The 23,555-nt window shown below is 67.9% G+C and carries 21 protein-coding genes, 1 other RNA gene and 1 pseudogene; 7 read left to right on the top strand and 16 right to left on the bottom strand.

The annotated features are described in order from the left end of the window. The first annotated feature begins 425 nt into the window (after nt 1-425). Nucleotides 426-977: an expansin EXLX1 family cellulose-binding protein gene (locus ACLQ25_RS22085; RefSeq protein WP_425732696.1), complete on the top strand. Its 552-nt coding sequence runs from the start codon at nt 426-428 to the stop codon at nt 975-977. Nucleotides 978-1,240: 263 nt separating this feature from the next. Next, complete coding sequence (locus ACLQ25_RS22080; RefSeq protein ID WP_425732695.1) at nt 1,241-4,036, top strand: TIM-barrel domain-containing protein; 2,796 nt, start codon at nt 1,241-1,243, stop codon at nt 4,034-4,036. A gap of 97 nt (nt 4,037-4,133) precedes the next feature. On the opposite strand, the gene ACLQ25_RS22075 is transcribed toward ACLQ25_RS22080, so the two are convergent. From ACLQ25_RS22075 to ACLQ25_RS22060, 4 genes are all read right to left on the bottom strand, one after another. Further along, the gene (locus ACLQ25_RS22075) at nt 4,134-4,628 is read right to left on the bottom strand and encodes a hypothetical protein (RefSeq protein WP_425732694.1); all 495 of its coding nucleotides are present in this window, start codon (nt 4,626-4,628) and stop codon (nt 4,134-4,136) included. 72 nt (nt 4,629-4,700) lie between these two features. Continuing rightward, nucleotides 4,701-6,149 (bottom strand): hypothetical protein, encoded by a 1,449-nt coding sequence (locus tag ACLQ25_RS22070; RefSeq protein ID WP_425732693.1) that lies wholly within the window; start codon nt 6,147-6,149, stop codon nt 4,701-4,703. After that, the gene (locus ACLQ25_RS22065) at nt 6,136-6,411 is read right to left on the bottom strand and encodes a hypothetical protein (protein WP_425732692.1); all 276 of its coding nucleotides are present in this window, start codon (nt 6,409-6,411) and stop codon (nt 6,136-6,138) included. The genes ACLQ25_RS22070 and ACLQ25_RS22065 overlap by 14 nt, the downstream gene beginning before the upstream one ends. Beyond that, nucleotides 6,408-6,683, bottom strand: a complete 276-nt coding sequence (locus ACLQ25_RS22060; RefSeq protein ID WP_425732691.1) for a hypothetical protein — start codon at nt 6,681-6,683, stop codon at nt 6,408-6,410. The genes ACLQ25_RS22065 and ACLQ25_RS22060 overlap by 4 nt, the downstream gene beginning before the upstream one ends. Nucleotides 6,684-6,924: 241 nt before the next feature. Here ACLQ25_RS22060 and ACLQ25_RS22055 point away from each other — a divergent pair, with 241 nt between their 5' ends. From ACLQ25_RS22055 to ACLQ25_RS22045, 3 genes and pseudogenes are all read left to right on the top strand, one after another. After that, nucleotides 6,925-7,731 (top strand): helix-turn-helix domain-containing protein, encoded by an 807-nt coding sequence (locus ACLQ25_RS22055; RefSeq protein ID WP_425732690.1) that lies wholly within the window; start codon nt 6,925-6,927, stop codon nt 7,729-7,731. Beyond that, complete coding sequence (locus tag ACLQ25_RS22050; protein WP_425732689.1) at nt 7,718-7,906, top strand: DUF397 domain-containing protein; 189 nt, start codon at nt 7,718-7,720, stop codon at nt 7,904-7,906. Before ACLQ25_RS22055 ends, ACLQ25_RS22050 begins: the two co-directional genes overlap by 14 nt. A 114-nt stretch (nt 7,907-8,020) precedes the next feature. Continuing rightward, a pseudogene (locus ACLQ25_RS22045) lies at nt 8,021-8,206 on the top strand (DUF397 domain-containing protein); the annotation flags it as partial. Nucleotides 8,207-8,494: 288 nt separating this feature from the next. Here the strand turns inward: ACLQ25_RS22045 and ACLQ25_RS22040 are convergent. The 6 genes from ACLQ25_RS22040 to ACLQ25_RS22015 all read right to left on the bottom strand — a co-directional run bounded on the left by ACLQ25_RS22040 (nt 8,495) and on the right by ACLQ25_RS22015 (nt 15,383). Beyond that, nucleotides 8,495-8,869 (bottom strand): hypothetical protein, encoded by a 375-nt coding sequence (locus tag ACLQ25_RS22040; protein WP_425732688.1) that lies wholly within the window; start codon nt 8,867-8,869, stop codon nt 8,495-8,497. Nucleotides 8,870-9,056: 187 nt separating this feature from the next. Next, a complete protein-coding gene (locus tag ACLQ25_RS22035; protein ID WP_425732687.1) occupies nt 9,057-12,293 on the bottom strand; it encodes an NACHT domain-containing protein in 3,237 nt (1,078 codons plus the stop codon). Between the two features lie 362 nt (nt 12,294-12,655). Next, on the bottom strand, nt 12,656-12,871 hold the full coding sequence (locus tag ACLQ25_RS22030) for a hypothetical protein (protein ID WP_425732686.1): 216 nt from the start codon (nt 12,869-12,871) through the stop codon (nt 12,656-12,658). 414 nt (nt 12,872-13,285) lie between these two features. Further along, an RNA gene (gene rnpB, locus ACLQ25_RS22025) (RNase P RNA component class A) lies at nt 13,286-13,702 on the bottom strand. Nucleotides 13,703-13,836: 134 nt separating this feature from the next. Continuing rightward, nucleotides 13,837-14,793, bottom strand: coding sequence for a threonine/serine dehydratase (locus ACLQ25_RS22020; protein ID WP_425732685.1), 957 nt, complete (start codon nt 14,791-14,793; stop codon nt 13,837-13,839). A 56-nt stretch (nt 14,794-14,849) separates the two neighbouring features. Continuing rightward, nucleotides 14,850-15,383: a hypothetical protein gene (locus ACLQ25_RS22015; protein ID WP_425732684.1), complete on the bottom strand. Its 534-nt coding sequence runs from the start codon at nt 15,381-15,383 to the stop codon at nt 14,850-14,852. A 151-nt stretch (nt 15,384-15,534) separates the two neighbouring features. On the opposite strand from ACLQ25_RS22015, the gene ACLQ25_RS22010 reads away from it, so the two are divergent. Further along, nucleotides 15,535-16,296 carry a sulfite exporter TauE/SafE family protein gene (locus ACLQ25_RS22010; RefSeq protein ID WP_425732683.1) on the top strand — a complete coding sequence of 254 codons (762 nt, stop codon included), beginning with the start codon at nt 15,535-15,537 and terminating at the stop codon, nt 16,294-16,296. Between the two features lie 131 nt (nt 16,297-16,427). Here the strand turns inward: ACLQ25_RS22010 and ACLQ25_RS22005 are convergent, their stop codons facing one another. After that, nucleotides 16,428-17,660, bottom strand: a complete 1,233-nt coding sequence (locus ACLQ25_RS22005; protein WP_425732682.1) for an MFS transporter — start codon at nt 17,658-17,660, stop codon at nt 16,428-16,430. Between the two features lie 54 nt (nt 17,661-17,714). Here ACLQ25_RS22005 and ACLQ25_RS22000 point away from each other — a divergent pair, with 54 nt between their 5' ends. Next, entirely contained in the window at nt 17,715-18,173 is a 459-nt protein-coding gene (locus tag ACLQ25_RS22000) for a MarR family winged helix-turn-helix transcriptional regulator (protein WP_425732681.1), read from the top strand. A 476-nt stretch (nt 18,174-18,649) separates the two neighbouring features. Here the strand turns inward: ACLQ25_RS22000 and mctP are convergent, their stop codons facing one another. From mctP to ACLQ25_RS21975, 5 genes are all read right to left on the bottom strand, one after another. After that, the gene (mctP, locus tag ACLQ25_RS21995; RefSeq protein WP_425732680.1) at nt 18,650-20,299 is read right to left on the bottom strand and encodes a monocarboxylate uptake permease MctP; all 1,650 of its coding nucleotides are present in this window, start codon (nt 20,297-20,299) and stop codon (nt 18,650-18,652) included. After that, nucleotides 20,299-20,541, bottom strand: coding sequence for a DUF3311 domain-containing protein (locus ACLQ25_RS21990; protein WP_425732679.1), 243 nt, complete (start codon nt 20,539-20,541; stop codon nt 20,299-20,301). The genes mctP and ACLQ25_RS21990 overlap by 1 nt, the downstream gene beginning before the upstream one ends. Nucleotides 20,542-20,680: 139 nt before the next feature. Continuing rightward, nucleotides 20,681-21,838 carry a bifunctional RNase H/acid phosphatase gene (locus ACLQ25_RS21985; RefSeq protein ID WP_425732678.1) on the bottom strand — a complete coding sequence of 386 codons (1,158 nt, stop codon included), beginning with the start codon at nt 21,836-21,838 and terminating at the stop codon, nt 20,681-20,683. A gap of 3 nt (nt 21,839-21,841) precedes the next feature. Then, complete coding sequence (locus tag ACLQ25_RS21980) at nt 21,842-22,579, bottom strand: zinc ribbon domain-containing protein (protein ID WP_425732677.1); 738 nt, start codon at nt 22,577-22,579, stop codon at nt 21,842-21,844. After that, nucleotides 22,569-23,405 (bottom strand): Nif3-like dinuclear metal center hexameric protein, encoded by an 837-nt coding sequence (locus tag ACLQ25_RS21975; protein ID WP_425732720.1) that lies wholly within the window; start codon nt 23,403-23,405, stop codon nt 22,569-22,571. Before ACLQ25_RS21975 ends, ACLQ25_RS21980 begins: the two co-directional genes overlap by 11 nt. Between the last annotated feature and the right edge of the window lie 150 nt (nt 23,406-23,555).

Genomic DNA, 23,555 nt, shown 5'->3' with positions numbered 1-23,555 from the left:
GCGTGACGGGATGCTTACGGGCTTTGCGCTGGCTGCAGATCATGCGGCTACATCAGGCGGTGTGACGGCACCAGGCACGGAACCCGCAAGCGAGAGCCCGGCCAGTGCACCTCGGTCGAGTCGGCGGGTCCGACGCTGGATGGCCGGCACCGGAATCGCCGCTCTGGCCGCCGTCCTCGGCGTCACCCTCGCCGTACGCGGCGGTGCCACCCCGGCCTGCGCCGCGCCGCCCAGCGGCAGCACCGTCCACAGGGGAGCGGCCAGCTTCTACGACGGGGGCCGCTCGGGCGGCACCTGCTCCTTCCCGGGCCCGCCGGCCGACCGGCTCTACGTGGCTGTCGGCTCGTCGCGGTACGCCAACGCGGCGGCCTGCGGCAGCTACCTGGGACGTCACCGGCCCCAGGGGCACGGTCCGGGTGCTGGTCATGGACCAGTGCGGCGGCTGCGGAAGCAGCAAGATCGACCTGTCCGAGGAAGCGTTCGCCCGGATCGCCGACCGCTCGCAGGGCATCGCCTCCGTGACGTACCGGGCGGTCGTCGATCCGCCGCTCGACGGCGGCCTCACCTTCCGGATCAAGGGCGGCGCGTCGCAGTGGTGGTTCGCGGTGCAGGTCGGCAACCACGGCAACCCGCTGCGCTCGGTCGAGGCCAAGGGCCCGAGCGGCGGCTTCCGCAAAGCGGCCCGCCAGGTCGACAACTACTGGTCCGTCGACGACGGGATCGGCACCGGCCCGTACACGATCCGGGTCACCGACGTGTACGGCCACCAGAGCACCGCCACCGGCATCGGCATGACACCGAGGAAGGTCCAGCGCAGCACGGCGTCCCTCGTCGCCGCCCCGCCTCCGCCACCGCCGAGCCCGTCGCCTTCGCCGTCGCTCTCACCCTCGCCGACGCCGCCAGCGGAATCGGCCGCTCCGGCGACGACGGTCGAGGCCCTGGCCGGCGCAGCTCCGCTGGCCGTCGCACGCTGCTGACGCCGCGCGGGGGCGCCTGCGGCGTGCGGGTCCGTACGGTGTGATCAGGTGCCCATCCCCGCGCGCGCCGGCGGCGGCAAACCGGTCCGGGGTGCCGACCCGACGTCAGCCGCAGCCGACGCGTGCGCACAGGTGCAGGCCGGCGCTCGCCCGGGGCCCGCGAAGGAGAGAAGACAGACTCTCCCAGCCCGTTGACAGACGTTTCAGGCTAGTGACAGCGTTGTCATCAACTTATTTCCTCCATATGAGACGAGGAGCGCATCTTGCTCTATCGGAACTCACCCCGCCGCCGGGCGACAGCAGCCGCCGCGGTCGGCATTCTCGTCACGGGCCTGGCGCTCGCCCCCTCCGCGCCCGCCCAGGCCAAACCTCACGGTGCGCAGGACGACGCCGTACGCTCGGGCAACGCCCGTTTCGAGGTGCTGTCCCCGACGCTGATCCGCACCGAGTACCAGAAGGACGGCCGCTTCACCGACGCCGCCACGTTCAACGCCATCGGGCGCGACGACTTCGCCCGTACGCGTTTCACCAAGCGCGTCGAGCACGGCTGGCTCACCATCGACACCGGCGCGATGACGCTGCGCTACCAGGTCGGCTCCGGCGCGTTCACCGCCGACAACCTCACCGTGCGGCTCAAGGCCGGCAAGCAGGTCGTGCAGGGCCAGCCCTGGGCCGGCCACACCGCCCCGGCCTGCGCGTTCGGCGCGCTCTGCGAGGCCGAGTCGTTGCAGCTCAACGGCCCCGGCGTGGCCACCGACCACCGGGGATTCACCGGACGCGGCTTCGCGGCCGGATTCTCCGCGTCCGGCGACTCGATCACGTTCGCGCTCGCCGCGCCCGAAGGCGGCACCAAGCAGCTCACCGCCCGCTATGCCAACAGCACCGGCGGCGACGGCCAGAACGTGGACCGCACCCTGACGGTCAAGGTCGACGGCGACGCCGGCCGCACGCTCACGCTGCCGCCCACCGCGAACTGGGACACCTGGGGCACGGCCACCGTGCCGGTCGACCTCACCGCGGGCCGACACGAGATCAGCATCGTGCGGGGTGCCAGCGACAGCGGCAACGTGAACGTCGACAGCCTCGCGGTGGTCAACCCGGGTGACTCGTTCCCCGCGCCGACCCCACCCCAGCCGCAGCCCCTGCGGTTCGGCACCCTGGGAGAGGCCGAGACCGGCGCGCTCGCCGGTGGCGCGCGGCCCGCGAACGACCACAACGGCGCTTCGGGTACGGGTTTCCTGGCCGGCCTGGAGAACACCAGCGCCGCCGTGGCGCTCACCGTGACGGACGTACCCGCCGAGGGTGACTACCAGGTGCAGATCCGCTACGCCAACGGCCAGGCCGGCGCTCAGCCGAGCCAGACGCGCACCATGTCGGTGACGGCGGGCTCGGCGGCACCGGTCACGGCGACCCTGCCGCCGACCAGCGGGTGGGACTACTGGAACACCGTCGCCGTCCCGGTCCACCTCGACCGTGGCACCACCACCGTGACGCTGGGCTGCCCCACCGACGCCAGCTGCAACGTCAACGTCGACACGGTCGCCGTTACGGGCAAGCCCTCTCCCCTGCTCGCCCCGCACGCGCCGCTCGGCGGCTACCGCCGGGGCTTGGACGGCGTCACCGGCTCCGCGCTCACCGCCCCGGGCCTGCTCTACCAGGACGGCTGGTACCTGCTCGACGACTCGGCCTCGGCCCTGCGCACCACCAAGCCCCGGCCCTCCCCCGAGCAGGACGGCTACGTCTTCGCGTACGGGCAGGACTTCACGCGTGGCCTCAAGGACCTGTCGACCCTGACCGGCCCCACGAAGCTGCTACCCCAGTGGGCGTACGGGGTGTGGTACTCCGAGTACTACGACCGCACCGCCACCGAATTCCAGAACCTGGTGGCCCGGGCGAAGGCTGAGGGCGTACCCCTGGATGTTCTTGTCCTCGACACCGACATCAAGGCGCCGGACAGGTGGAACGGCTGGAGTATCGACCCGACCCGCATCCCCGACCCGAAGGCGTTCTTCGAGTGGGCCAAGAAGCAGGGCCTGCACACCGGCATCAACATCCACCCGAGCATCCTCGGTTCGGACCCGAAGTTCGCCCAGGCGCAGGCCACCGCGAAGGGCAAGCTCCAGCGCGTGGGCTGCAACGGCGGACCCGACTGCTACACGTTCGACTTCGGGGACCCGGACCAGCTCAAGGCCTATATGCAGCTGCACGACGGGATGATCCCGAACGGCAGCAAGGGCCCCGACCTGTGGTGGCTGGACTGGTGCTGCGACAACACCAGGTCCTCGCTCGCTGGCGTAACCGGTGACGCGTGGATTAACCAGCAGTACGCCGACAAGACCGGCTTCGCCTTCTCCCGGGCGTACGGGTCGTTGCAGGCCGGCGGCTACGGCAGCCCCACCCCCGTGGCCACCGGACCGTGGGCCGACAAGCGCACCACGCTGCACTTCACCGGCGACACCACCAGCGACTGGTCGACGCTCCAGATGGAGGTCGGCTACACGCCGGGCGAGTCGGCCGCGACCGGGCTGGCCGCCGTCAGCCACGACATCGGCGGGCACACCGGCGGCCTCCAGGAGCCGGGCAGCGAACCGGGCAGCACCAAGCTCCCCGACGACCTGTACGCCCGGTGGGTGCAGTTCGGCACGTTCCAGCCCATCGACCGGCTGCACTCCAACCACAGCGACCGGCTGCCCTGGCAGTACGGCCCGGCAGCGAACGCGTCGGCCAAGAAGTTCCTCAACCTGCGCAAGGAACTACAGCCCTACACGTACGCCGCCGCCAAGGAGGCCACCCGCACGGGTACGCCCATCGTCCGCTCGATGTACCTGGCGTACCCGAACGAGCAGGCCGCGTACGCCACCGCCGGCTCGGAGTACCTCTACGGCCCGGACTACCTGGTGGCACCCGTGACGACGCCCGGCACCACCGCCACCACGTCGGTGTGGTTCCCGCCGGGCGACAACTGGACGGACATCTTCACCGGGAAGACGTACCGGGGCGGCACCACGCAGAACATCACCACCACGCTGGACACCATGCCGGTGTTCAAGAGGCACTGACGTTTCAGGGATCAAGACGCCGGCCGGGTGGGGTGACCCACCCGGCCGGTTCGTCAACTGGATCCAGCATCGACGTGACCGGCCGAAGCGCACACTCTCAAGCCGCCGGATCGGCGGCTGCCGTGCGGCGCAGGATGGTCCGTGCCAGCGCGGCGAGCTGGGTTCGCAGGTCGTCGTCAGCCCGTCCGCCCAGGTCGTCCTCAAGGCGGCTGGCCAGGGCGGTGACGGCCGGGAGCAGGTCGTTCAGCCGGCTCCCCTCGTACCCCACCACGTAGAGACCGTGGGTTCCCACCTCGGCGGGAATGCTCCGGTCGAGGATCCGCTCGGACGTGTCGGCCGCGATCAGCGCCACCGCGGTCGGCAGGTCCAGCTCCGGAAGCCCGAGCTCGGCGATGATCGCCGCCAGGTGCCGGTCCGCGTCATGCGTCGGCAGTGTCCGAGCTGACTCCGCCGCGAGTGCCACGACGGCCTCGCCGTCGACGCCAGCCACCAACAGGTCGCACGCCAGCCTCACCGCGTGGTGCGGGTCGGCGTGGTCGAGCAGCACTCGGGCCTGTTCGACCCGGAGCCGGCGAAGAAGTCCGTCATCCACGAGAACGGAGGCTAGGTGATGGCCCAACGGCCCGGCCACGCCGTTCTTGCTTCGGCACGCGCTCGGGTGTGGTCACCCGCGGATCGCTCGGGCTGCGATCGTCAGGAGCGCGTCGAGGAGTCCCAGCGTGCGGTAGAGCGCGTAGAGGATCCACACGCCGAACAGGCAGATGGCGACGATGAACAGGACAGGCCCGACAACTGCCGAGTTCTCGCCCGCCCAACCGCCCCCGGTCGCGACGGTGGCCACGACGCCGAGGAGCACGACCGCACGTCCCAGCCCCTTCAACGCTTGCCAGAGGGCAATCGCGGAGGCGGGCCGGGCCTCTGACGAGAACGCGGTGGGCAACGCCTCGGGTGCCCGCAGCGCCAACTCCTGGAGCTGCCGCCCAGCGGCCCGGTCCCGTTCGTGCGGAGAGACACGCAGGGCCGCCTCCAACGCGCTGAGGTCGTCCCGGCGGCGTAGCCGTCCGGTGCGCGGATCGCTGAGCAGCAGGATGGCCGCCGGACGTCCCTTGTGTCCCGGCCGAGTGAGCAGCCACGCCTTGCCGTAGCCCTTCAGCGAGCCCGGTCGCAGGATGTCGACGATTCCGGAATGCAAACTCATCGGGTAGCTCGGGGTATCAATGCCGATCACGAGATTCGTTCCGTCGATCATCGCCGACTCGTTCGCGAGGTCCCGGCAATCGCCGAAGATTCGCCAGATCGTGCGGGTGGCGATGACGATCGCCGCCAGGCACGCGACCAGCACGATGACGCCGAGCAGCTCGTCGCGCTGCGACACCACGCCGATGACCAGCAGCGAAGGGACAAGGACAAGCAGGTACCAGCCAGCGAACAGCAGGGCCTTCCGCCGATCCAGCCACCGCATCAACCGGAAATGATCGGGCTCGTCGGAAAAACGCCGCAGCGGGATCGCTCCGGCTGGCCGGGTCAGCTGTTGGCAGAGGTTGTGGAAGCGGTCGCCCGCCAGCGCGGCCACGTCGCGCAGGAGCAGTTCGTCCGCGTAGTCCACCTCGCTGAGCTGGAACAGTTCCACGGCAGCCTGGCCGCCCAACCCGGTCTCCTCGGTGAGCGGAACTCCCAGGTTCACCCCGGCCGCCGGCACCAGGAGCAACCGCGGAGCCGCCACCGGGCTGCCCGGACGAGCCGATGCGGGGGCGTCGGCGAGCACGACCGCCGTGACCTCGTCCCAACGCAGGTCCCGACTGAGCTTCGGTGTCCGCACCGACCAGCCTCGCGCGTCGACATCGACGCGGAACGGCAGCACCGCGTGCCGCAGCATCGCAACAGCGATCACCAAGCCGAACAGCACAACCGCCCCGCAGAAGAGCAGGCCGATCCAGCCGACGTCTTCCGTCACCGCCGCATAGGCGACCGAGGCTGCTCCCCCGAGCATCACCAACCCGAACAGGAAGGGGTTCAGGCGGTCGATGTACGGGCGCCGCAACTTCACCAGGTCATCATCGAAGGCCGAGTCAAAGCGCCAGTCGCGCTGATACAGGACTTCAAGCCCGACCAAACCGGCGAGGCCGTCGGGCCAGGGACAACCACCCGAGGAACCTGGCGTGCATTGCCGACGGGTCCGGACGCAACCCGAGGCCGTACGCGTCGTCGATCGCGTCGTGCATCGACGCGGCCAGGTAGAACGCCAGGGCGATGGAGTGGCCGGAGAACTCGGCGGCGAGCGCGAGTTGGGCCGGGCCGCACGGCCAGGGCGCGGCGCAGTTGCGGCAGAGCCACGCCGGACGCATCGGCAGGTGCGGACGGGGTCGCGCGTTCATCCGATCCGCACCCGACCTCGCCGGTGTCTGGCCGGCAGGGCCTGCGCCCGCACACCCGCCCGACGCACGTACAGCTCGCGCCGCGCGACCGCGTCGCCCGCCGCGTTGAGCTGGTAACCCTCGACCCAGACCCAACCGTCGTACGTGTGCCGCTCGGGCAACTCGCGGATGACGCGTACGACGATCGGACGCAGGAACTGCACGCTCGCGGCGGTGGTCAGGTGGATGACGTCGCCGGCCTTCATCAGCTGGTCTGACTCGACGGTGGGCACGGGTCCCCCTCGTTGGCGTGGAGAAGGGGCCGCTCCCGTGAGTGCTCGCCCGCCGGAAGCGACCCCGTTACGAACGCGACCGCCGGTCTCGTGGTCCCTACCAGCCGCGCCGCCTGGTGACACTCTGCTGTGGAGGCCACTACGCTCGGAAGGTGTCCGCGCGGTCCGGGCCTGAGCTGGCAGGACAGGTGCCAGGTGTGTAGCGCCCCGGGCAGTCGATCTCCGATCTGAGGAGCGTTGCATGGCTGACGTGCCGAGTCCGCTGGCGGACTTCATCGTGGGCGAGATCCGCCGTGCTCGCGGAGCGTCCGGGATGACGCAGGAGTCGTTCGGTCGAGCGGCGGGCTTCAGCGCCTCCCACGTGAGCGCCGTGGAGAGCGGCACCCGCGCACTGACGATGGACTTCATCAAGGGCGCGGATCGGGCCTTCAGCAACGACGGGCTGTTCGGACGCCTCGTGATGAAGCTCGGCGCGCCGTCGTGGTTCCTGCCGTGGCTGGACGCCGAACGCGGCGCGCGACAACTTCGCCTCTTCGAACCACTCCTGATCCCGGGGCTACTCCAGACCGAGAACTACGCCCGCGTCGTGATGCGCTTGAACGACCTCATGTCCGCCACGGAGGTGGACCACCAGGTCAGTGCCCGCATGAGTCGGCACAAGATCCTCACCAGCGACGCTCCGCCGCAGGTGGTGGCCGTCCTGGACGAGTCCGCGCTCCACCGCGGCGGCGACGAGTACGCCGGCATCATGGCCGAGCAGATCGCCCACCTCATCGCAGTCGCCGAGCTGCCGCACGTTCACGTACACGTGATCCCGGCGGGTGCCGGCCTCCACATCGGGTTGTCCGGGCCGTTCGCATTGGCGCGGGCCAGCGACGGGGCGTGGGTCGGGCACCTTGAGAATCAGCTAGGCGGGATCGTGGTCAACACGGAAGATGGGCTGGATACTCTCCAGGCGAGGTGGGAGAACGTTCGTAACGAAGCACTCCCGCGCCGACAGTCCAACGAGCTGATGAAGGAAGTGCACAGCCATCATGGACCTCACTAACGCCATCTGGCGCAAGTCCCGGCGCAGCGGATCGTCGGGCGGCAACTGCGTCGAGGTCGCGGACAACCTGCCCGGTCTCGTTGGTGTCCGGGACAGCAAGGACCCTGCCGGCCCAGCACTGACCTTCGGTCCCTCGGCTTGGCGGGCGTTCGTCAGACAGTTGAACGCGCGGTAGTGACCGACGCACAAGGGCAACTTGCACCGAGCCAAAGCGCCGTATTCCAGCGTCCTCAACGGGCTGTACCGCACTGGCAGTCCTTCGACCTGCTGAAGGAAGTTGAGAGCCATCATGGACCTCAGTAACGCCCGGTGGCGCAAGTCCACCCGCAGCGGCGCGAGCGGCGGCAACTGCGTCGAGGTTGCGGACAACCTGCCCGGTCTCGTTGGTGTCCGGGACAGCAAGGACCCTGCCGGTCCAGCACTGACCTTCGGTCCGGCGGCTTGGCGGGCGTTCGTCGCTCAGGTCGCCACGCGGCCGCAACCGCGACCAGATGCAGGTCGTGCGCTTTTGGCGAATGCGGGCACTGCACCGGCTGCCGTTTCGAGATGCCGTGCGACTCTCAACAGGTTGAACGCCCGGTAATAGGCCCGCGGGTCATCGCGCCACGTATCGGGTCGTGTCTGCTGCCGAAGGGCTTCGACAGTTGCGCTCAACATCTCTCGTTGAGCGGGTAGCAGTGAGCCGCCTGCGGCCAGGGACGCGGTGACGCAGGCGTCCACGTCCAACGTGGTCGAATCCGGCTCTGCCAGCAGCGCAGGTGCCTCATGCCGACGCCAGTAACGTACGGCGTGCAGCCGCCTGTTTGGGAGCGCCGTACCAGCACCGCAGGAAGCCGTTCGGGTTCGGATCGGTCGGGCGAGGGCCTCGCTGGCCACGGCGCTTGGCGAGCCTCCGTTCGGCGGCGTAGTCGCGCAGATCGACATGCCAGCCTGCACGACTCGCCGCGAGAGCATCCAACGCGCGCAGCAACGCCGCCTCGTCGCGTTGCAACGGCCCCGCGATCTCCGCGAGAAAACTCAGCGTGGCGTGGAACCCGATCGGCCGGTACATCTGCACACAGGACCTCAGCGCCGACACCCGGCGCCGGTAAGGCAGCTCGGGGTTGCGCACGTGGCGGGCGTAGGTGCCGAAACTCACCTACCGCAGGCTAGTCCTATCACCTATCGGCTAGCCTAGCTTAACGGCAGCAGCGGCGGGCAGAAGCCACTTGCGCGCCGGGGCAGCCAAAGATCCATACTCCACCCAGGCAAGCTTTGCTGGCGGGGCAAGGCAAACAGTCGCGCCGCACGTTTCCTTCGAATTCCAGATTACCAAGCGGTAGCGTTTATGCCCAACGCCCGATACGATGGCACCTCAGAATAATCGACGTGCAGCTTCGCTCGAAGATCGAAGAGAGCCGGCGCGTCAATATGCCACGACAGCCCGGGCATAAACACCTCACATAGAGATTCAATGCGGGCGACTGGTGAAATATCAAATATCTCTGGGCAGTCCATATGAACAGCTTTTTCAGCTTTTGCAGAGCCGCAAGAGGCGACAAATCATTAATTTTGAGCCAGGCTAGCGTTAAAGTATCTAGTTCCTGAAACTTCCACATCCCCTTTAGGCCGCTCTTCAGCTCAGCATTGTACAAAGTTAGAGAATAAAGCTGAGGATGAAATTCCGCAATAGTGAAGAAGCTATCACTTAACCTGGTGTTCTCGAGCTGAAGGTAATGAAGTCTCGAACCCAAACCGTCAGCCGAGAACAGCATCGAGTCTCTTAATTCTAAACTGACTAGCTGCTTCATTCCGGCGATCGGCGTAAGACCCGAAACTTCCGGAGCACCGGAAAGTCCGAGCGACTCCAACCCTGGCCACTCTTCGAGAAAGTCGAGACTGTCTAGTTGCATCTTGCTGAAGAAATGTAAATCGGCAAGATGCTTCAGGCGGGATAAAGGCCCTAGGTCAACAGACTCCGCTGCTGAGTCTAAGCTGAGATAACGAAGGGAAGACGCATGCTCTTCCAATGGTCGTAAATCGTAAAAGCTGCCAGCAGCGGTGACGGTCGACAGATGCGGCAATCCCTCAATTAGAGACAAGTCGGTGATATTGTGCAGGGCCAACCGCAAATTAGCTAGACCGGAGAGGTTCTTCGCGAATGGAAGATGACGTTCGTCGGAAATGGTGATCTCACCGTTAAGAAGTGGCGCGTCGGCCAAAACCGTACGTGAGTACTCCTCAGGATCAAAATAAGCCCAGGCGCGAATTAGCTGAAGCTGAACACGGTCTCTTGGATCACGAGAATTCCGCCCTAAGTAATCTAACGCCTGCCGACCATTGATAAGAGCAACAGTCCGAATAACTGCCGCCGCTTGCGCCTCACTTAGGTCTGAGAGATTCTGTGGCAGTTGATTTAATAACGGAGTGCCGATAAGCGCAAGCGATTGGGCTTCCTTGAGACCTCTAGGAGGAATTAATTCTGCGATTGACGAATCTCGGAACTCAAGCATCTGTGGTGGCGGCGCAGGGACGGCTTCGAAGCATGAAGCGACTACCACGCGCAGCTGACGAGCATGCCTAGGCTCGGCTTCAACCCTACGCCGAATATGACTCAATAGCTCAATGCGGAACGGGTTATTGCCGCATCCAACGGCCATGATGACAATGTCTCGCCACTGATCAAGATGCGCCTTTTCCGCAAGTAGCTCGATATCCCCCTGTTCTGCAGACTCTAGAGCGGTCAAATACTCTTGAAAGGTTCGGTGAACAAAATCGATTCGCCCTAAACTGGGCGACCTTAACACGCCACTACGCTGGACAAGCTGAGCAACAACATCAGAGGGCGATTCCTTAATCTGCATGGCTGCCAATTTCTCAGCCACGCGATGCTCCGCCTGAGATTGGTCCTCTTCCGCTCGCCCATTAACCGACATGCGCCACGCGAGGTGCCGCAGCAGATGTAGCTTCTGAGCTGTTTCCAGCGGTAGGTCACTATAGCTAGGAATCTCTCTCATAACCTCCCTGCGCTCTATCAAGAGGTCGAGCGCTGCATTGTATACCCCTAGCCGATCACGTGGAAGTTGCGATCTCTTATCCAGGTTAAGCGCACAGAGCATCGCGCACAAAAGTGGCGTGGTTGCGAGGACAGCAAGATGAGGGTCTGCATCGAAGCGACTGAGCAGAGATCTTTCGTAATGAGGAAGTTCGCGCTCCTCACATGGAAACCCGCCAGCGCTGCGTATAGCGTCATGCCAGTGAGCAATGAACCGCTTGACCTCCGCAGGGCCCATTTTCTCCAAGTCAGCTGCGACAAATCCTTCAGCCTCCAACCATGTAGAAGTGGCTGCGGCTGGCCGAGAGGTAACTATGACCCGAAGTTTCGGATATGCAACGACCAAGCGCCGGAGCCAATCACGGACTTTGGGACGGTCCTTAACCGACAGCTCGTCTACACCGTCAATCAATAACAGCGCCTTGCCTGCATTTAGCTGCCGATGCACCCACCTATCGGGCATGATGTCAGTAAGCACATCCGCGACATTATCCAGAAATTGGCTTGGTTTGGGCAAGTCTCTGCCGGCATAACTTCTAAGCTTAACAAGAAAGGGAACGGAACCTCGCCAATCGATTAATTCACTAGTCCAGTGGCCTCGCGCCGCAGTGACCGCGAGCCAACGCAGCAACGTAGACTTTCCGGACCCCGCTTCACCTCTAACAATGACCCTAGACGCAGCAGCCAGGGCTTCTTCAACCGAGACCAGCCCGGATGGCTTGTCACTGTTAATTCCTCGGCTGAAGGCGCCCGGCTCGAAAGTGCGGCGGCTCCGATAGCGGGTCGGCCCTGCACCGCTGGTTGTGACGGATAGGCTCACATAAGCAATACTGACAGCAGTAGTGGGTCGGAAATTTCTAACGTCGATCCCAAATAACTCGATTGCATCGAGCTGCTCGCTTAAGAAACCAAGATAGCGATGGAGAAACTCATTGTCGAAGTCATCACCGGCTGGGCTGTCCAAAGTTCGCCTCGGCACTCGATCTAAAATGTCGCGCAGAGTTGAGGACAGCCCTGTTACCCGCGATAGCAATTCCGAGATAGCTCGCGACTGAAAAGGCGCCAGTTGCTGAACCAGTCGTATATAGCACGTGCAGCACTCTGAGAGCAGCACTTCATACAGCCGCTCTCCCTTGTCGCTTAACAGCCGCTTAGCAGGAGATTCCTGCATAGCGTTTTTCATTTTTCGCGCGAGCGCATCCGGCTGCATGTCGCTTGCAAAAATTGCTTCATCGGTTAAGTCAGAGAGGGTGAAGGTGTTTGCGACGGCGTTTATTGCGGCCAGTTTTTCGGCTTTAGCCAAGCCGGAAAACTCGACCTCAATTAGCGGCGTTAACCTTTCCTCCACCACGTCACAAAGGGCCGCTACCTCGCGTGTGATCTCGCGCTTGCGAAAGTTGTCGCTCAGTTTTACATCTATCAAATCCCGTAAAGGCAGAGTGCGTTCTTTCTTTTTCTGGCGATCTGCCAGCCACCAGCGAACAGCAGGCGTCACAACGGCGGATGCCAGCCGAAAAAGCGTTTCCACTTTTCCTCAATTCCTGTGGAGGGATTAACGCTTCGCTAACGGAATTCGCACTCGAGTCTAACCATATGGTTTCGTCTACCGCGTAATCTGTTCCTAACAACACAAACCTAAATGGGGCTAGCGACCACGAGCGCCAACTGTCCAATATCAGTCAGTAGATGGCCAAGGCCGCTCGGCAGTGGCAGGGCAAGCAGGCGGGCAAGCAAGGCAAGTGTTGCTGAATTGTTCTTTTCTAGATCAAGGCACCGCGCTCCGCGCGGTGCGGGGCGGCAAGCCCGGCCGGCGGCAAGCCGCCCCGGCCGCCTACGGCGCCGGGGCGGTGAGCCACCGACAGCCACCGGGACACCGCACCACAGCGGATCTCAGCTCAGCGCGAGTTCACCCGGGAAGCGGTCGTGAAGCGCGGCAACCGCATGCTTTAGGCAGTAGTCGAGGCCGTTGCCGTCGACCCTGATCGACGCGCCGTCGAGCCGCTGACCCGAGATCACCACGGTCCAGGGCTTGCGCTCCCGCTCCCCGTCAATCTTGACGAGCGCGACCAGGCCCATCTCCCCCAGGTGCTCCAGCAGCTCCGGCACGCACTCGTCCCACCTCACCCACGAATGAAATCACCGAAGCCCGCGACGGAAGCCAGCGGGTCGGCCTGGTCGTGCGTCAGGGCTTCCGGCTGCCGCGCCAGTCCAACCCCGGGACTGGCTTGCCACCGGGTCACCGGGTAGCGGCACCAGCTCCACCGCCAGGAGGTGCCCGCCCCTCCCCCACAGCCACCGGCCCGACTCCGGGATCACTGAGCGCCGGCCCGGAGAGGCCCCACAGCGGCACAGCCTGACCGACCCGAGACGAGACCAACTGAGCCGGCGCTCAGGGCTTCTCCAGGGCGTCAGGCGTCGTCAGGGCGTCAAACGCCGGCCAAAGTTGACCAACGACGACCATCGACGCCCGGATATAGAACCAGCTCAGAGCCATGATCACGGCTCTGAGCTAGTGGGCGACGGACGAGTCGACCTGTACGCCGGATTCTGTGCGCGGCGCGTACCCCGAGGGGTTTCGCGCCGCCGGCGGCCATCCATCTCGGCCTGCCGTTGCCGGCAGGCTCTAGCGGCCTACCCGCAGACATCGGGCGGGCAACCCTCAAGCGTCTGCGCCGGGTCGTCATCTTGCGGTGACGGCCCTTGCTTGGCCTTGCTCCGGGTGGGGTTTACCGAGCCACCCCGGTCACCCGGGGTGCTGGTGGGCTCTTACCCCACCGTTTCACCCTTACCGTCCCCATTGGGGTCGGCGGTCTGTTTTCTGTGGCACTGTCCCGCGGGTCGCCCCGGGTTGCCGTTAACAACCACCCTGCCCTGTGGAGTCCGGACGTTCCTCGGCGGCGGGCCGAAGCCCGCCGACGCGACCGCCCGGTCGACTCGTCCGTCGCGCCTCCATCCTAACGGCGGGCTGGGGACGCCTCTTCCGCCCACCTCGGCCCGACCGATGACGATGACGTACCGGCCCGCCCCGGACAACGAGGGCGAGCAGCCGAAACGGGATTACCCGAGGGCGCTCAGGCCCCTAGGCGCGCCGTCCACGACGTCACGTCGGCGACCGTCGAGTTGCCGCCGCAGAGCACGAGTCCCAGCCGGGCGTCGTCACCCACCCGTTCCCGTACGCGGCGGGCGGCCGGCAGCAGGCATCCGGCGGCCGGCTCGGCCCAGACCTTCGCGTGCTCGGCCAACTCCACCGTCCCCCGTACCGCCTCGGCGTCGGAGACCACGAGCACGTCGCTGACCAGGGCGGTCACGTGGTCGTAGGTGAGCTGCGAGACGGTCGGCGCGCTGAGCGTGGTGACGATCGACGACAGCGGCACCTCGACCGGCCCGCCCTTGGCCAGGGCCAGCGACATCGCCTGCGCTCCCTCGGTCTCCACGCCCCAGACCCGTACTCCCGGCCGTCGTGCCCGCAGCGCGGCGGCCACCCCGGAGATCAGCGCCCCGCCACCGACGCTGACCAGCACGTCGGTCAACTCACCGGCGTCGTCGGCGAACTCCAGTCCGACCGTGCCCTGCCCGGCGAGCACCACCGGGTCGTCGAAGGGGTGCAGCAGGGTCAGTCCGTCCTCCCGCAGCCGGGACATGAGCGCGAACGCGGCGGACATGCCGTCGGTCAGATGGACGTCGGCACCGGCCGCGCGGGCCACCTCGATGGCACGCGCCGGTGCCGTCCGGGGCATCACGACGGTCGCCGCCACGCCCAGGGCGCCGGCCATCACCGCGACCGCGATGCCGTGGTTGCCGCCACTGACCGCCAGCACACCCGCCGCCCGCTCGGCGTCGTCCAGGACGAGCAGCTTCGCCGCCGCGCCGCGCGCCTTGAACGACCCGGTACGTTGCAGCAGCTCCAGCTTGGCGGTGACGGGCACGCCGAGCAGCTCGGACAGGCCAGGGCTGGGCACTGTGGGTGTGTGGACCACATGGCCGGCGATCCGGCCGGCGGCCGCCTCAATGTCGGCGAGCTCGATCATCGCTGAAGCGTGCCACAGCGGCGGCACGGGTCAGCCCGCGGATCAGGAGCAGACGATCAGCGGTACCGGGTGAGCAGTTCCGCCCGAAGGTCGACGCCTGTGGCGGTGGACACGTCATGGACGTCCCCGAGCCGCAGCGCGGGGAGGTCTTCCCGCTGGTACTCGGAGATCAACGAGAACATGACCTTGCCATCCGGTATCCAATACTGTTCGAGGGAGGCCACCTGCTCCCGCCTGACGTGAAAGATCTCCACGCCCGCGCTGACGAGCCGGTCGGCCACCTCCTCGAACGGCACCCGGGGCGGGAAGCTCCCGTACCGGCTGAGGATCGCCTCGGGGACGAAGTCATCGAACCGATGCAACTGCCAGGGGTTCACTTTGACGGAATCACAGACCCACTCGCCCGACCCGTCATGGAAGTTGGCGTCGACGAACCCGAACTGCCGCACCAGGTGACGATCGGTCCACGAGGCCTCATGGAAGTCGGAGCCCAGTACGCCCGGCCAGTCGTCCGGACGGGAGCCGAGACCGACGCCGAGGACCGTGCCGGTGACCGCGACGTGAGCGAGGAAATCCAGATGCGAGGGCATCTGCCTAGTCCACACCCCGCTTCCGGAGCCGACCGAGCCACCCCGGCCGACCTGCCGGACGAGGGCTTCGCCGACGTTCGGTGTCGGCGAGCGGGCGGTTAGCCGGCCGATTGTGCGGGGGTTCAGTCGGCCGGGCTAGCCTCGTGGGGCTATGGATCTCTCCCACGCCGCGCTGCTGCTCGCCGCCGGTCTCGCCGCGGGCACTGTCAACGCGGTGGCCGGTGGTGGTTCGTTGATCACTTTTCCGGCGATGATCGCGATCGGGTTGCCGCCCGTGCCGGCGAATGTGAGCAACTCCGTCGCCGTCTTCCCCGGGTACGTCGCCAGTGTGGCGGGCAGCCGTCAGGACCTGCCGCGCCCCCGCGCGCTCGCCACGTTGGTGCCGACCACGATCATTGGCACGATCGTCGGGGCGCTGCTGTTGCTGGCGACTCCGGCCCGCGCGTTCGAGCTGGTCGTACCCTTTCTGGTTCTCGGCGCGACCGCGGTCCTGGCCTTCCAGGACCCGCTGCGCCGGCTGGTCGGTCACCCCCGGGACCTGTCGCCACGCCAGCGGACGGTCGCGGTCCAGACGATGGTCGCGCTCGGTGCGGTGTACGGCGGGTACTTCGGCGCGGCGCTCGGGGTGATGCTGATCGCCGGCCTGGCTCTGGTGCTCGACGCGACCCTGGCGCGGGTGAGCGCGATCAAGAATCTGCTCTCGGCCGTGGTGGGGTTGACCACGCTCGTGATCTTCGCCCTGTTCGGCCCGCTGAACTGGGCGGTGGTCGCGGTGGTCGCGCCCGCCACGCTCCTTGGGGGGTACGCCGGCGCCCGGCTGGTCCGCCGGCTGCCGCCGGTGGTGCTCAAGACGCTGATCGTGGTGTTCGGTACGACGATCGGCCTCTACCTGCTCTACCGCGCCCTGCGCTGACGCGCTCCGCCACTCAAGATCCGCGCAACTACGGGGAAGCTGCCGCCTCGGACGGCGCTGAGACAGCAGCTTCCCCGATAGTGCGCGGATCTTGGCTTGAGCCTCCGCTGCGAGCCCTCCCAGCGAGGCCCTCAGTACGCCTCGCCCACCGGCTCCTCGGGAGCGTGCTCGGTGTCGGCGGCGGCGTGGTTCCACCGGGACCACAGGACCCGTTCGCCGTAGCCGGCGGCCATCACGTGCGCGAACGCCAGGTACACCAGCACCCCGACGGCGAGCACCCCGAACCCGACCCAGAACGGCAACGCCAGGGACTGCTCGGCGAGCTTGCCGGAGATGATCGGAGCGGGAGCGGCGGCACCCCAGCGGACCAGGTTGAACGCGCCGGTGGCCAGCCGGCGGTCGCTGGAGCCGAGGCCCAGCGCCAGGTCGGTGAGGTTGGCGTTGGCGAGGCCCATGCACAGGCCGGCGAGGACCAGCACGACGAGCGCCTCGGCAGTGCTGGTGGACGTGGCGAACAGAACCATGCAGACCAGCAGGCCGGCGATGGCCACGCCGACGGTCTGGACCGCGCCGATCCGGTGGGCGAGCCGGTGGCCGATCACCAGGATGCCGGTGGCAAGGCCGAGGCCCCAGCCGGTGAAGGCGAGCCCCAGCGGGACGACGTCCAGGCCGAGGAACAGCGGCGTGTAGCCGAGCACGACGAAGAACACGAAGTTGTACGCGGCGGTGACCACGCAGAGCGCGATGAACGCCGGCCGGCGGTAGGTGGCGAAGATCTGGCCGACGCGTACCGGGGCCTGACGGTTGGTGGGCTCGCGCAGCTTGCCGGCGGCCACCCCGAGGGCGAGGACCATGAACACGCCGCAGACGAAGAACGGCAGCCGCCAGGAGACCTGGCCGAGCAGGCCACCGATCAGCGGGCCGACGGCGAAGCCAAGGCCGAGGGCGGTCTCGAAGAGGCCGACCACCCACTCCCGGTCGACGGCCAGGTTGACCAGCACCACCATTGCGGTGGCGAAGAACATCGCGTTGCCGAGGCCCCAGACGCCGCGCAGCACCGAGAGCTGCACGATGTTGCCGCTGAACGAGGCGAGGATGGCGGCCAGGCCGACCACCGAGACACCGGCGACCAGCACCGGCTTGAACCCGAACCGGCCGCTGGCGAGCGTCGCCGGGATCATGCCGAGGGCCATGACCGCGATGTATGCGGTGAACAGCAACTCGACCTGCCAGGCGGTGACCCCGATCGCCTCGCCGATGGCGGGCAGGATCGGGTCGACGACCGCGATGCCGGCGATGGCGAGGAAGGCCACCAGCGTGGTGGCGTAGATGGCACTGCGGTTTGGTTCGGATGACCGATCCACTCCGACTCCCCAATTAGCTGTATCGTACAGGTATTCACCCTGTATCCTACAGCTATGAGCGACGACGACGAGAGCACCCTCGGACTGATCGAGACCGAGGTGGCCCTGCTGATGCGCTTCGGCGAAGCCACCCGGCGGGCCACCGGGTCCGCCGAGCACCGGGTGCTCGACCGCGCGGCGTACGTCATCCTGCGGCACCTCGACGCCGCCGGCCCGCAGAACGTCTCCGCGCTCGCCGCGCGCCTCAACCTGGACGGCTCGACGGTGACCCGGCAGGTCTCCGCCCTGCAACGCGACGGCCTGATCACCCGCACCCCCGACCCGACGGACGGGCGCGGCACGGTCATCTCCCCCACGACCGCCGGCCTCCAACGGATGGCCGCCGTGCAGGGCGCCCGCACCCGCCTCTACGGCGACATGCTGTCCGACTGGAGCCCCGAGGACCGGGAAACCCTGGCGCGACTGCTGAACCGCCTCAACCAGGCCCTGGTAAACCGCAACCGCCCCCGCTGACCGCCAAGATCCGCGCAACTTCACCGATGTTGCTGTCTCCGGCGCACCCGAAGCAGCAACATCCCCGAAGTTGCGCCCACCCACCCCAGCCCAGTCGATCATGGACTTGTGGTGGGGCACAGATAGGGGCAGTTAGCCATCATCCGGGCACCACAACTCCATGATCGACGCGGGAGGTCAGCGCGCGCCCCCCTTCCACCGCCACCACCCGTGCTTCCGGGCGCTGGGCCGCACCCGTTCGCCGCCAAGATCGCGCAACATCCTGGATTTAGTGGCATCCCCGCCGCCCGACACCACTACAACAAGGATCGAGCACGATCTTGATGGGTGGGTGATGCGCGACGGTCAAGTGCGACTCGCGACGGGCGGCTCGCAAGGGTGCCGACGTGCGGCGGGACTGCCGAGCGCCCCCGGGCGCCGGCCTCGCGGCGGGCGCCCGGGGGATCGGGGGATCGGGAACAGCAAAGGGAACGGGGTCAGGCGACCGGTTCGCGGGCTGAGTCGGCGTCGCGTTCGGCGCCGGGGGTGACGCGGGGGTCGCCCTCGTCGGCGAAGTAGTCGTTTGGCTCGGTGCCGTCGACTCCCTCGGGCGTCTTCAGAGCCCGCAACGCCAGCGTCACCAGCGCCGCGACGGCCAGGTTGACCGCCACCGCCACGATGCCGACGTAGATCGTCTTGGTGGTGTCGAAGCCGAACTCGGACAGCGGGAACGCCGAGCCCCCGAAGTGCTTCCGGGTGGGGCTGGCGACCTGGTACAGCATCCACATGCCAAGGCCCATGCCGGCGACCCAGCCGGCGATCAGGGCGGTGCGGTGGAACCAGCGGGTGTAGAGACCCAGGGCCACCGCCGGCAGCGTCTGGAGGATGATGACGCCGCCGATGAGCTGGAGGTCGATCGAGAACTGCGGGTCGAGGAAGACGATGCAGGCGACCGCGCCGACCTTGACCACCAGGGAGGTGATCTTCGAGACGTTCGCTTCCTGGGCCGGGGAGGCGTCCTTCTTCAGGTACTCCTTGTAGATGTTGCGGGTGAACAGGTTCGCCGCCGCGATCGACATGATGGCCGCTGGCACCAGCGCGCCGATGCCGATGGCCGCGTACGCGACGCCGGCGAACCAGTCCGGGAACTGCTGGTCGAACAGCAGCGGCACGATCGTGTTGTTGTCCACGCTGCCGGCCGAAGCCCCCGGCAGCGGCTTCACGCCGGCCGCGATGGCCATGTAGCCGAGCAGCGCGATCAACCCGAGCAGCAGGCTGTACGCGGGCAGCGCCGACATGTTGCGCTTGATCACGTCACGGTTCCGGCTGGCCAGGACGCCGGTGATGCTGTGCGGGTAGAGGAACAGGGCCAGCGCCGAGCCGAACGCCAGTGTGACGTACTGCAACTGGTTGTTGCTGTTGAGCAGGATGCCGTCGTTCGGGTTGGGTGAGGCCTGGAACTTCGCGTCCGCCGCGTCGAAGATGTCGCCCCAACCGCCGAGCTTGTACGGCAGGTAGATGACCGCCACGAGGATCACGATGTAGATCAGGCTGTCCTTGACGAACGCGATCAGCGCGGGCGCGCGCAGCCCCGACTGGTAGGTGTACGCGGCGAGGATGGCGAACGCGATGATGATCGGCAGGTGCCGGGCCAGGGTGCTGTCACCCGTCACGCCCATCGTCTTGAGTACGGCCTCGATGCCCACCAGTTGCAGCGCGATGTACGGCATGGTGGCGACGATCCCGGTGATGGCGATCAGCAGCGCCAGTACGGGCGAGTCGAACCGCCGGCGGACGAAGTCGGCCGGGGTGACGAAGCCGTGCCGGTGCGAGACCGACCAGAGGCGGATGAGCACCAGGAAGACCAGCGGGTAGATGACGATCGTGTACGGCACGGCGAAGAACCCGGCCGCCCCGGCTCCGAACATCAGGGCCGGCACCGCCACGAAGGTGTACGCCGTGTAGAGATCGCCGCCGACCAGGAACCAGGTGATCCAGCCGCCGAAGCTGCGCCCGCCCAGGCCCCACTCGTCGAGGTGCGCCATGTCTTTCGGCGCGCGCCAGCGGGCGGCCACGAAGCCCATCGCGCTGACCAGCAGGAACAGCAGCGAGAAAACGATGATCTCGGTGAGATGGTCGCGCCACATCAGCGGGTCCCCCGCTTCTTGGTCATCTGGTACACCAACGTCGTGGTGGCGACGCCGAGCAGGATCCAGGCCAGTTGCAGCCAGTAGTAGCGCGGGAATCCGAAGATCCGGGGCGCGTCACTGTTGAAGAACGCCGGGATCAGCGGCACCACGATGGGGATCAGGAGCAACCAGTTCCAGGGGCTGTGGTCCTTCGCCCTGGATGGCGCCGTGGTAGGCGCCTCCGGTTCGGGTGCAGCCATCTGACACACCTCCGGGGAGTCGAGGCACTCGATGTAACGGCCGGAGGCTACGACTCTGTGACCGCCGTCACTATCAGGGCGCGGACGGCTCTGCGCCGAACGGCGCATCGGCTGCGCCGAACGGCGGGGGGCGCGCTGGTCAGGCGGCGGGTAGGTGCGCGGTGTCGTTGACCGTGCGGACGGCGATGCCGCCGTCGGGCCACAGGTCGAGCACCGAGATGCCGGCCGCGTCCAGGAAGAGCCGGTGCAGGAAGCCGTCGGTGGCGGCGAGGGCGTCGCGCAGCGCCAGCTTGATCGGCGAGACGTGCGAGACGACCACCACGGTCTCTCCGGGGTACGCCTTCGGCAGCGCGTTGACGACCCGGTGAACCCGTTCGGCGACGTGGGTGAACGACTCGCCGCCCGGCGGGGCGATCCGCGGCGACGCGAGCCAGGCGTCCATCTCCCCCGGCCACTGCTGGCGTACCTCGGCGAAGGTGCGCCCCTCCCACTGCCCGAAGTCGCACTCGATCAAGTCGGCCTCGGTGCGGACCGGCACGTCGCCGATCGCGTCGGCGATCGCCGCCGCGGTGGCCGTACACCGGGAAAGGGGTGAGCTGAGCACGGCCGCGACGGACGGGGCCAGCGCGGCCACGCGCGTGCCCGTGGCGGCGGCCTGGGCCCGGCCGCGCTCGGAGAGCGGCACGTCGCCGCGGCCGGAGTAGCGGCCCTGCTCGGTGTACGCGGTCTCGCCGTGCCGCACGAGGATCAGCCGGGTGGCCGTGAAGCTCGGACGCGGCTCCCAGGAGGCCGGCGCGGTCGCCGGATCGCTGCCGGTCGACGCGCCGGCGGCCGGCGCGCTGGCCGACGCCGGTGCGCTCGGGGACGCCGTTGGGGTGGGTCGGCCGGCGGCGGCGTCCATCGCGGCGTTGGCGAGCGCGTCGGCGTGCCGGTTCTCCTCGCGCGGGATCCAGGTGAAGCGGACCGCGCCGAAGCGGCCCACCAGCGCGGCCGCCTGCGCGGCGAGCGGGCGCAGGCCGGGGTGCTTGATCTGCCACCGGCCGCACATCTGCTCGACCACCAGCTTGGAGTCCATCCGGACGTCCACCTCGGAGGCGTCCAGCTCGGCGGCGGCCCGCAGACCGGCGATCAGTCCCTGGTACTCGGCGACGTTGTTGGTCGCCGTACCCAACGACTCGGCGCGCTCGGCGAGCACCTCGCCGGTCTCCGCATCACGTACCACCGCGCCGTAGCCGGCCGGTCCGGGGTTGCCCCGGGACCCGCCGTCGGCCTCGACGACGACCACGCGCGGCGCCACGACCTACAGGCCCGACTCGTTGGTACGGACCATGATCCGCCGGCAGTCCTCGCAGCGGACCACCTCGTCCGGGGCGGTCTTGCGGATGCGGGCCAGGTCGGCGCCGGAGAGTTCCAGCCGGCAGCCGCCGCAGCGGCCGGCGGTGAGCAGTGCCGCGCCCAGCCCGGTGTCCTCGCGGATCTTGTCGTAGAGGGTGACCAGCTCGGCGGGGAGGTCGGCCGCGAGCGGCTGCCGGGCACCCCGCTTGAACTCCTCGTCCTTGGCGATCTCGGCCAGCGCGTCGTCCCGGCGCTGCTCGGTGGCGGCCCGCTTCTCCCGGGCGTCGGCCAACCGCTGCTCCACGCCGTCGAGGACGCCCTGGGCGGTCTCCCGCTGCTCCATCAACTCCAGCTCGGCGTCCTCCAGGTCACCCTGACGCCGGTTCAGTGAGGCCAGCTCGTGCTGGAGCGCCTCCAACTCCCGGGCCGGGCCGGTGCCGGCGGCGAGCCGGTTCTGGTCCTTCTCCTTGCGGGCGCGGACCTGCTCGACGTCCTTCTCCAGGCGGGCGATGTCCCGGTCCAGGTCGTCGACCGCCACCTGGGCGCGTACCCGCTCGTCCTCAAGCGACGACAGCTCCCGGGCCAGCGCCTCCAGTTCGGCCCGCTCCGGCAGCGACCGGCGGCGGTGCGCGAGCTGAGCGAGGTTGGTGTCGAGCGCCTGAAGGTCGAGCAGGCGGCGCTGGACCTGGGGGTCAGCCTTCACGGTCGGGCTCCTTGTCGTCCACAACGGGTGCGGCGGCGTGCACGGTCCACGGGTCGGTGTCCAGGTCGGACACCAGCGTCTCGACGCCCGGCGCCTCCCGCAGGAAGGCGGCCAGGTCGTCCAGCCACGGTCGTTCGGTCGCCCAGTGGGCGGCGTCGATCAGGGCGGGACCATCGGCGGCGACGTGCTCGCCGGCCGGGTGGTGCCGCAGGTCGGAGGTGAGAAACGCGTCCACCCCGGCGGCGGTCGCGGCGCCGAGGAAGCTGTCTCCCGACCCGCCGCTGACGGCGAGGATACGAACCATACGCCGGGGATCGCCTGCGGCGCGAACTCCCCAGGACGTGACGGGAAGCACGGCGGCGGCGTGCCGGGTCAGCTCGGCGAGGGTCATCGGGTGGGGCAGGTCGCCGATCCGGCCGAATCCACGGTCGTCACCGTGGGCGAGAGAGCCGGACGCGGGCCGTTGCAGCGGGCGCAGCCCGGTCAGGCCGAACCGGGCGGCGAGAGCGTCGGAGACGCCCGGGGAGGCCACGTCGGCGTTGGTGTGCGCCGCGTAGAGCGCCACGCCGGCCCGGATCAGGTCGTGGACGATCCGCCCCTTGACGGTCGTCGGCGCGACCGACGAAACCCCGCGCAGCAGCAGCGGATGGTGCGCGACGATCATGTCGGCCTCGACGGCGAGCGCCTCGGCGACCGTCTCGGGCACCACGTCGACCACGCACAGCACCCGGCGGACCGGGGCGGTCGGCTCACCGAGCACCAGGCCGACACGATCCCACTCTTGCGCCCAGACGGGCGGATAGCGGCGCTCCATCTCGGCCACCACGTCGCTCACGGTGGGGGCGGATCGGCTTGTGCTCACGGCGGGCCAGCTTACCGGCGCGGAGGCCCGCAGGCGGTGACACCCGGCCCCGGCCGCGCCGGCCGACGGTCCGGCCGGCCTTCGGCGGCCGCGAACTGGCGACGCCGTGCGGCC

Source organism: Micromonospora sp. DT44, from assembly GCF_049841635.1.
In the GTDB taxonomy this organism is placed as follows: domain Bacteria; phylum Actinomycetota; class Actinomycetes; order Mycobacteriales; family Micromonosporaceae; genus Micromonospora.
Note: the sequence above shows the minus strand (reverse complement) of the source record. Positions and strands in the feature narration are given on the sequence as shown.

Excerpts from the sequence above, each read along its gene's own strand:
- ACLQ25_RS22085 (WP_425732696.1), top strand. The coding sequence starts at position 426 with ATGGACCAGTGCGGCGGCTGCGGAAGCAGCAAGATCGACCTGTCCGAG.
- ACLQ25_RS22065 (WP_425732692.1), bottom strand. The coding sequence starts at position 6,411 with ATGAACGCGCGACCCCGTCCGCACCTGCCGATGCGTCCGGCGTGGCTC.
- ACLQ25_RS22055 (WP_425732690.1), top strand. The coding sequence starts at position 6,925 with ATGGCTGACGTGCCGAGTCCGCTGGCGGACTTCATCGTGGGCGAGATC.
- ACLQ25_RS22050 (WP_425732689.1), top strand. The coding sequence starts at position 7,718 with ATGGACCTCACTAACGCCATCTGGCGCAAGTCCCGGCGCAGCGGATCG.
- ACLQ25_RS22020 (WP_425732685.1), bottom strand. The coding sequence starts at position 14,793 with ATGATCGAGCTCGCCGACATTGAGGCGGCCGCCGGCCGGATCGCCGGC.
- ACLQ25_RS22015 (WP_425732684.1), bottom strand. The coding sequence starts at position 15,383 with ATGCCCTCGCATCTGGATTTCCTCGCTCACGTCGCGGTCACCGGCACG.
- ACLQ25_RS22010 (WP_425732683.1), top strand. The coding sequence starts at position 15,535 with ATGGATCTCTCCCACGCCGCGCTGCTGCTCGCCGCCGGTCTCGCCGCG.
- ACLQ25_RS22000 (WP_425732681.1), top strand. The coding sequence starts at position 17,715 with ATGAGCGACGACGACGAGAGCACCCTCGGACTGATCGAGACCGAGGTG.
- mctP (WP_425732680.1), bottom strand. The coding sequence starts at position 20,299 with ATGTGGCGCGACCATCTCACCGAGATCATCGTTTTCTCGCTGCTGTTC.
- ACLQ25_RS21990 (WP_425732679.1), bottom strand. The coding sequence starts at position 20,541 with ATGGCTGCACCCGAACCGGAGGCGCCTACCACGGCGCCATCCAGGGCG.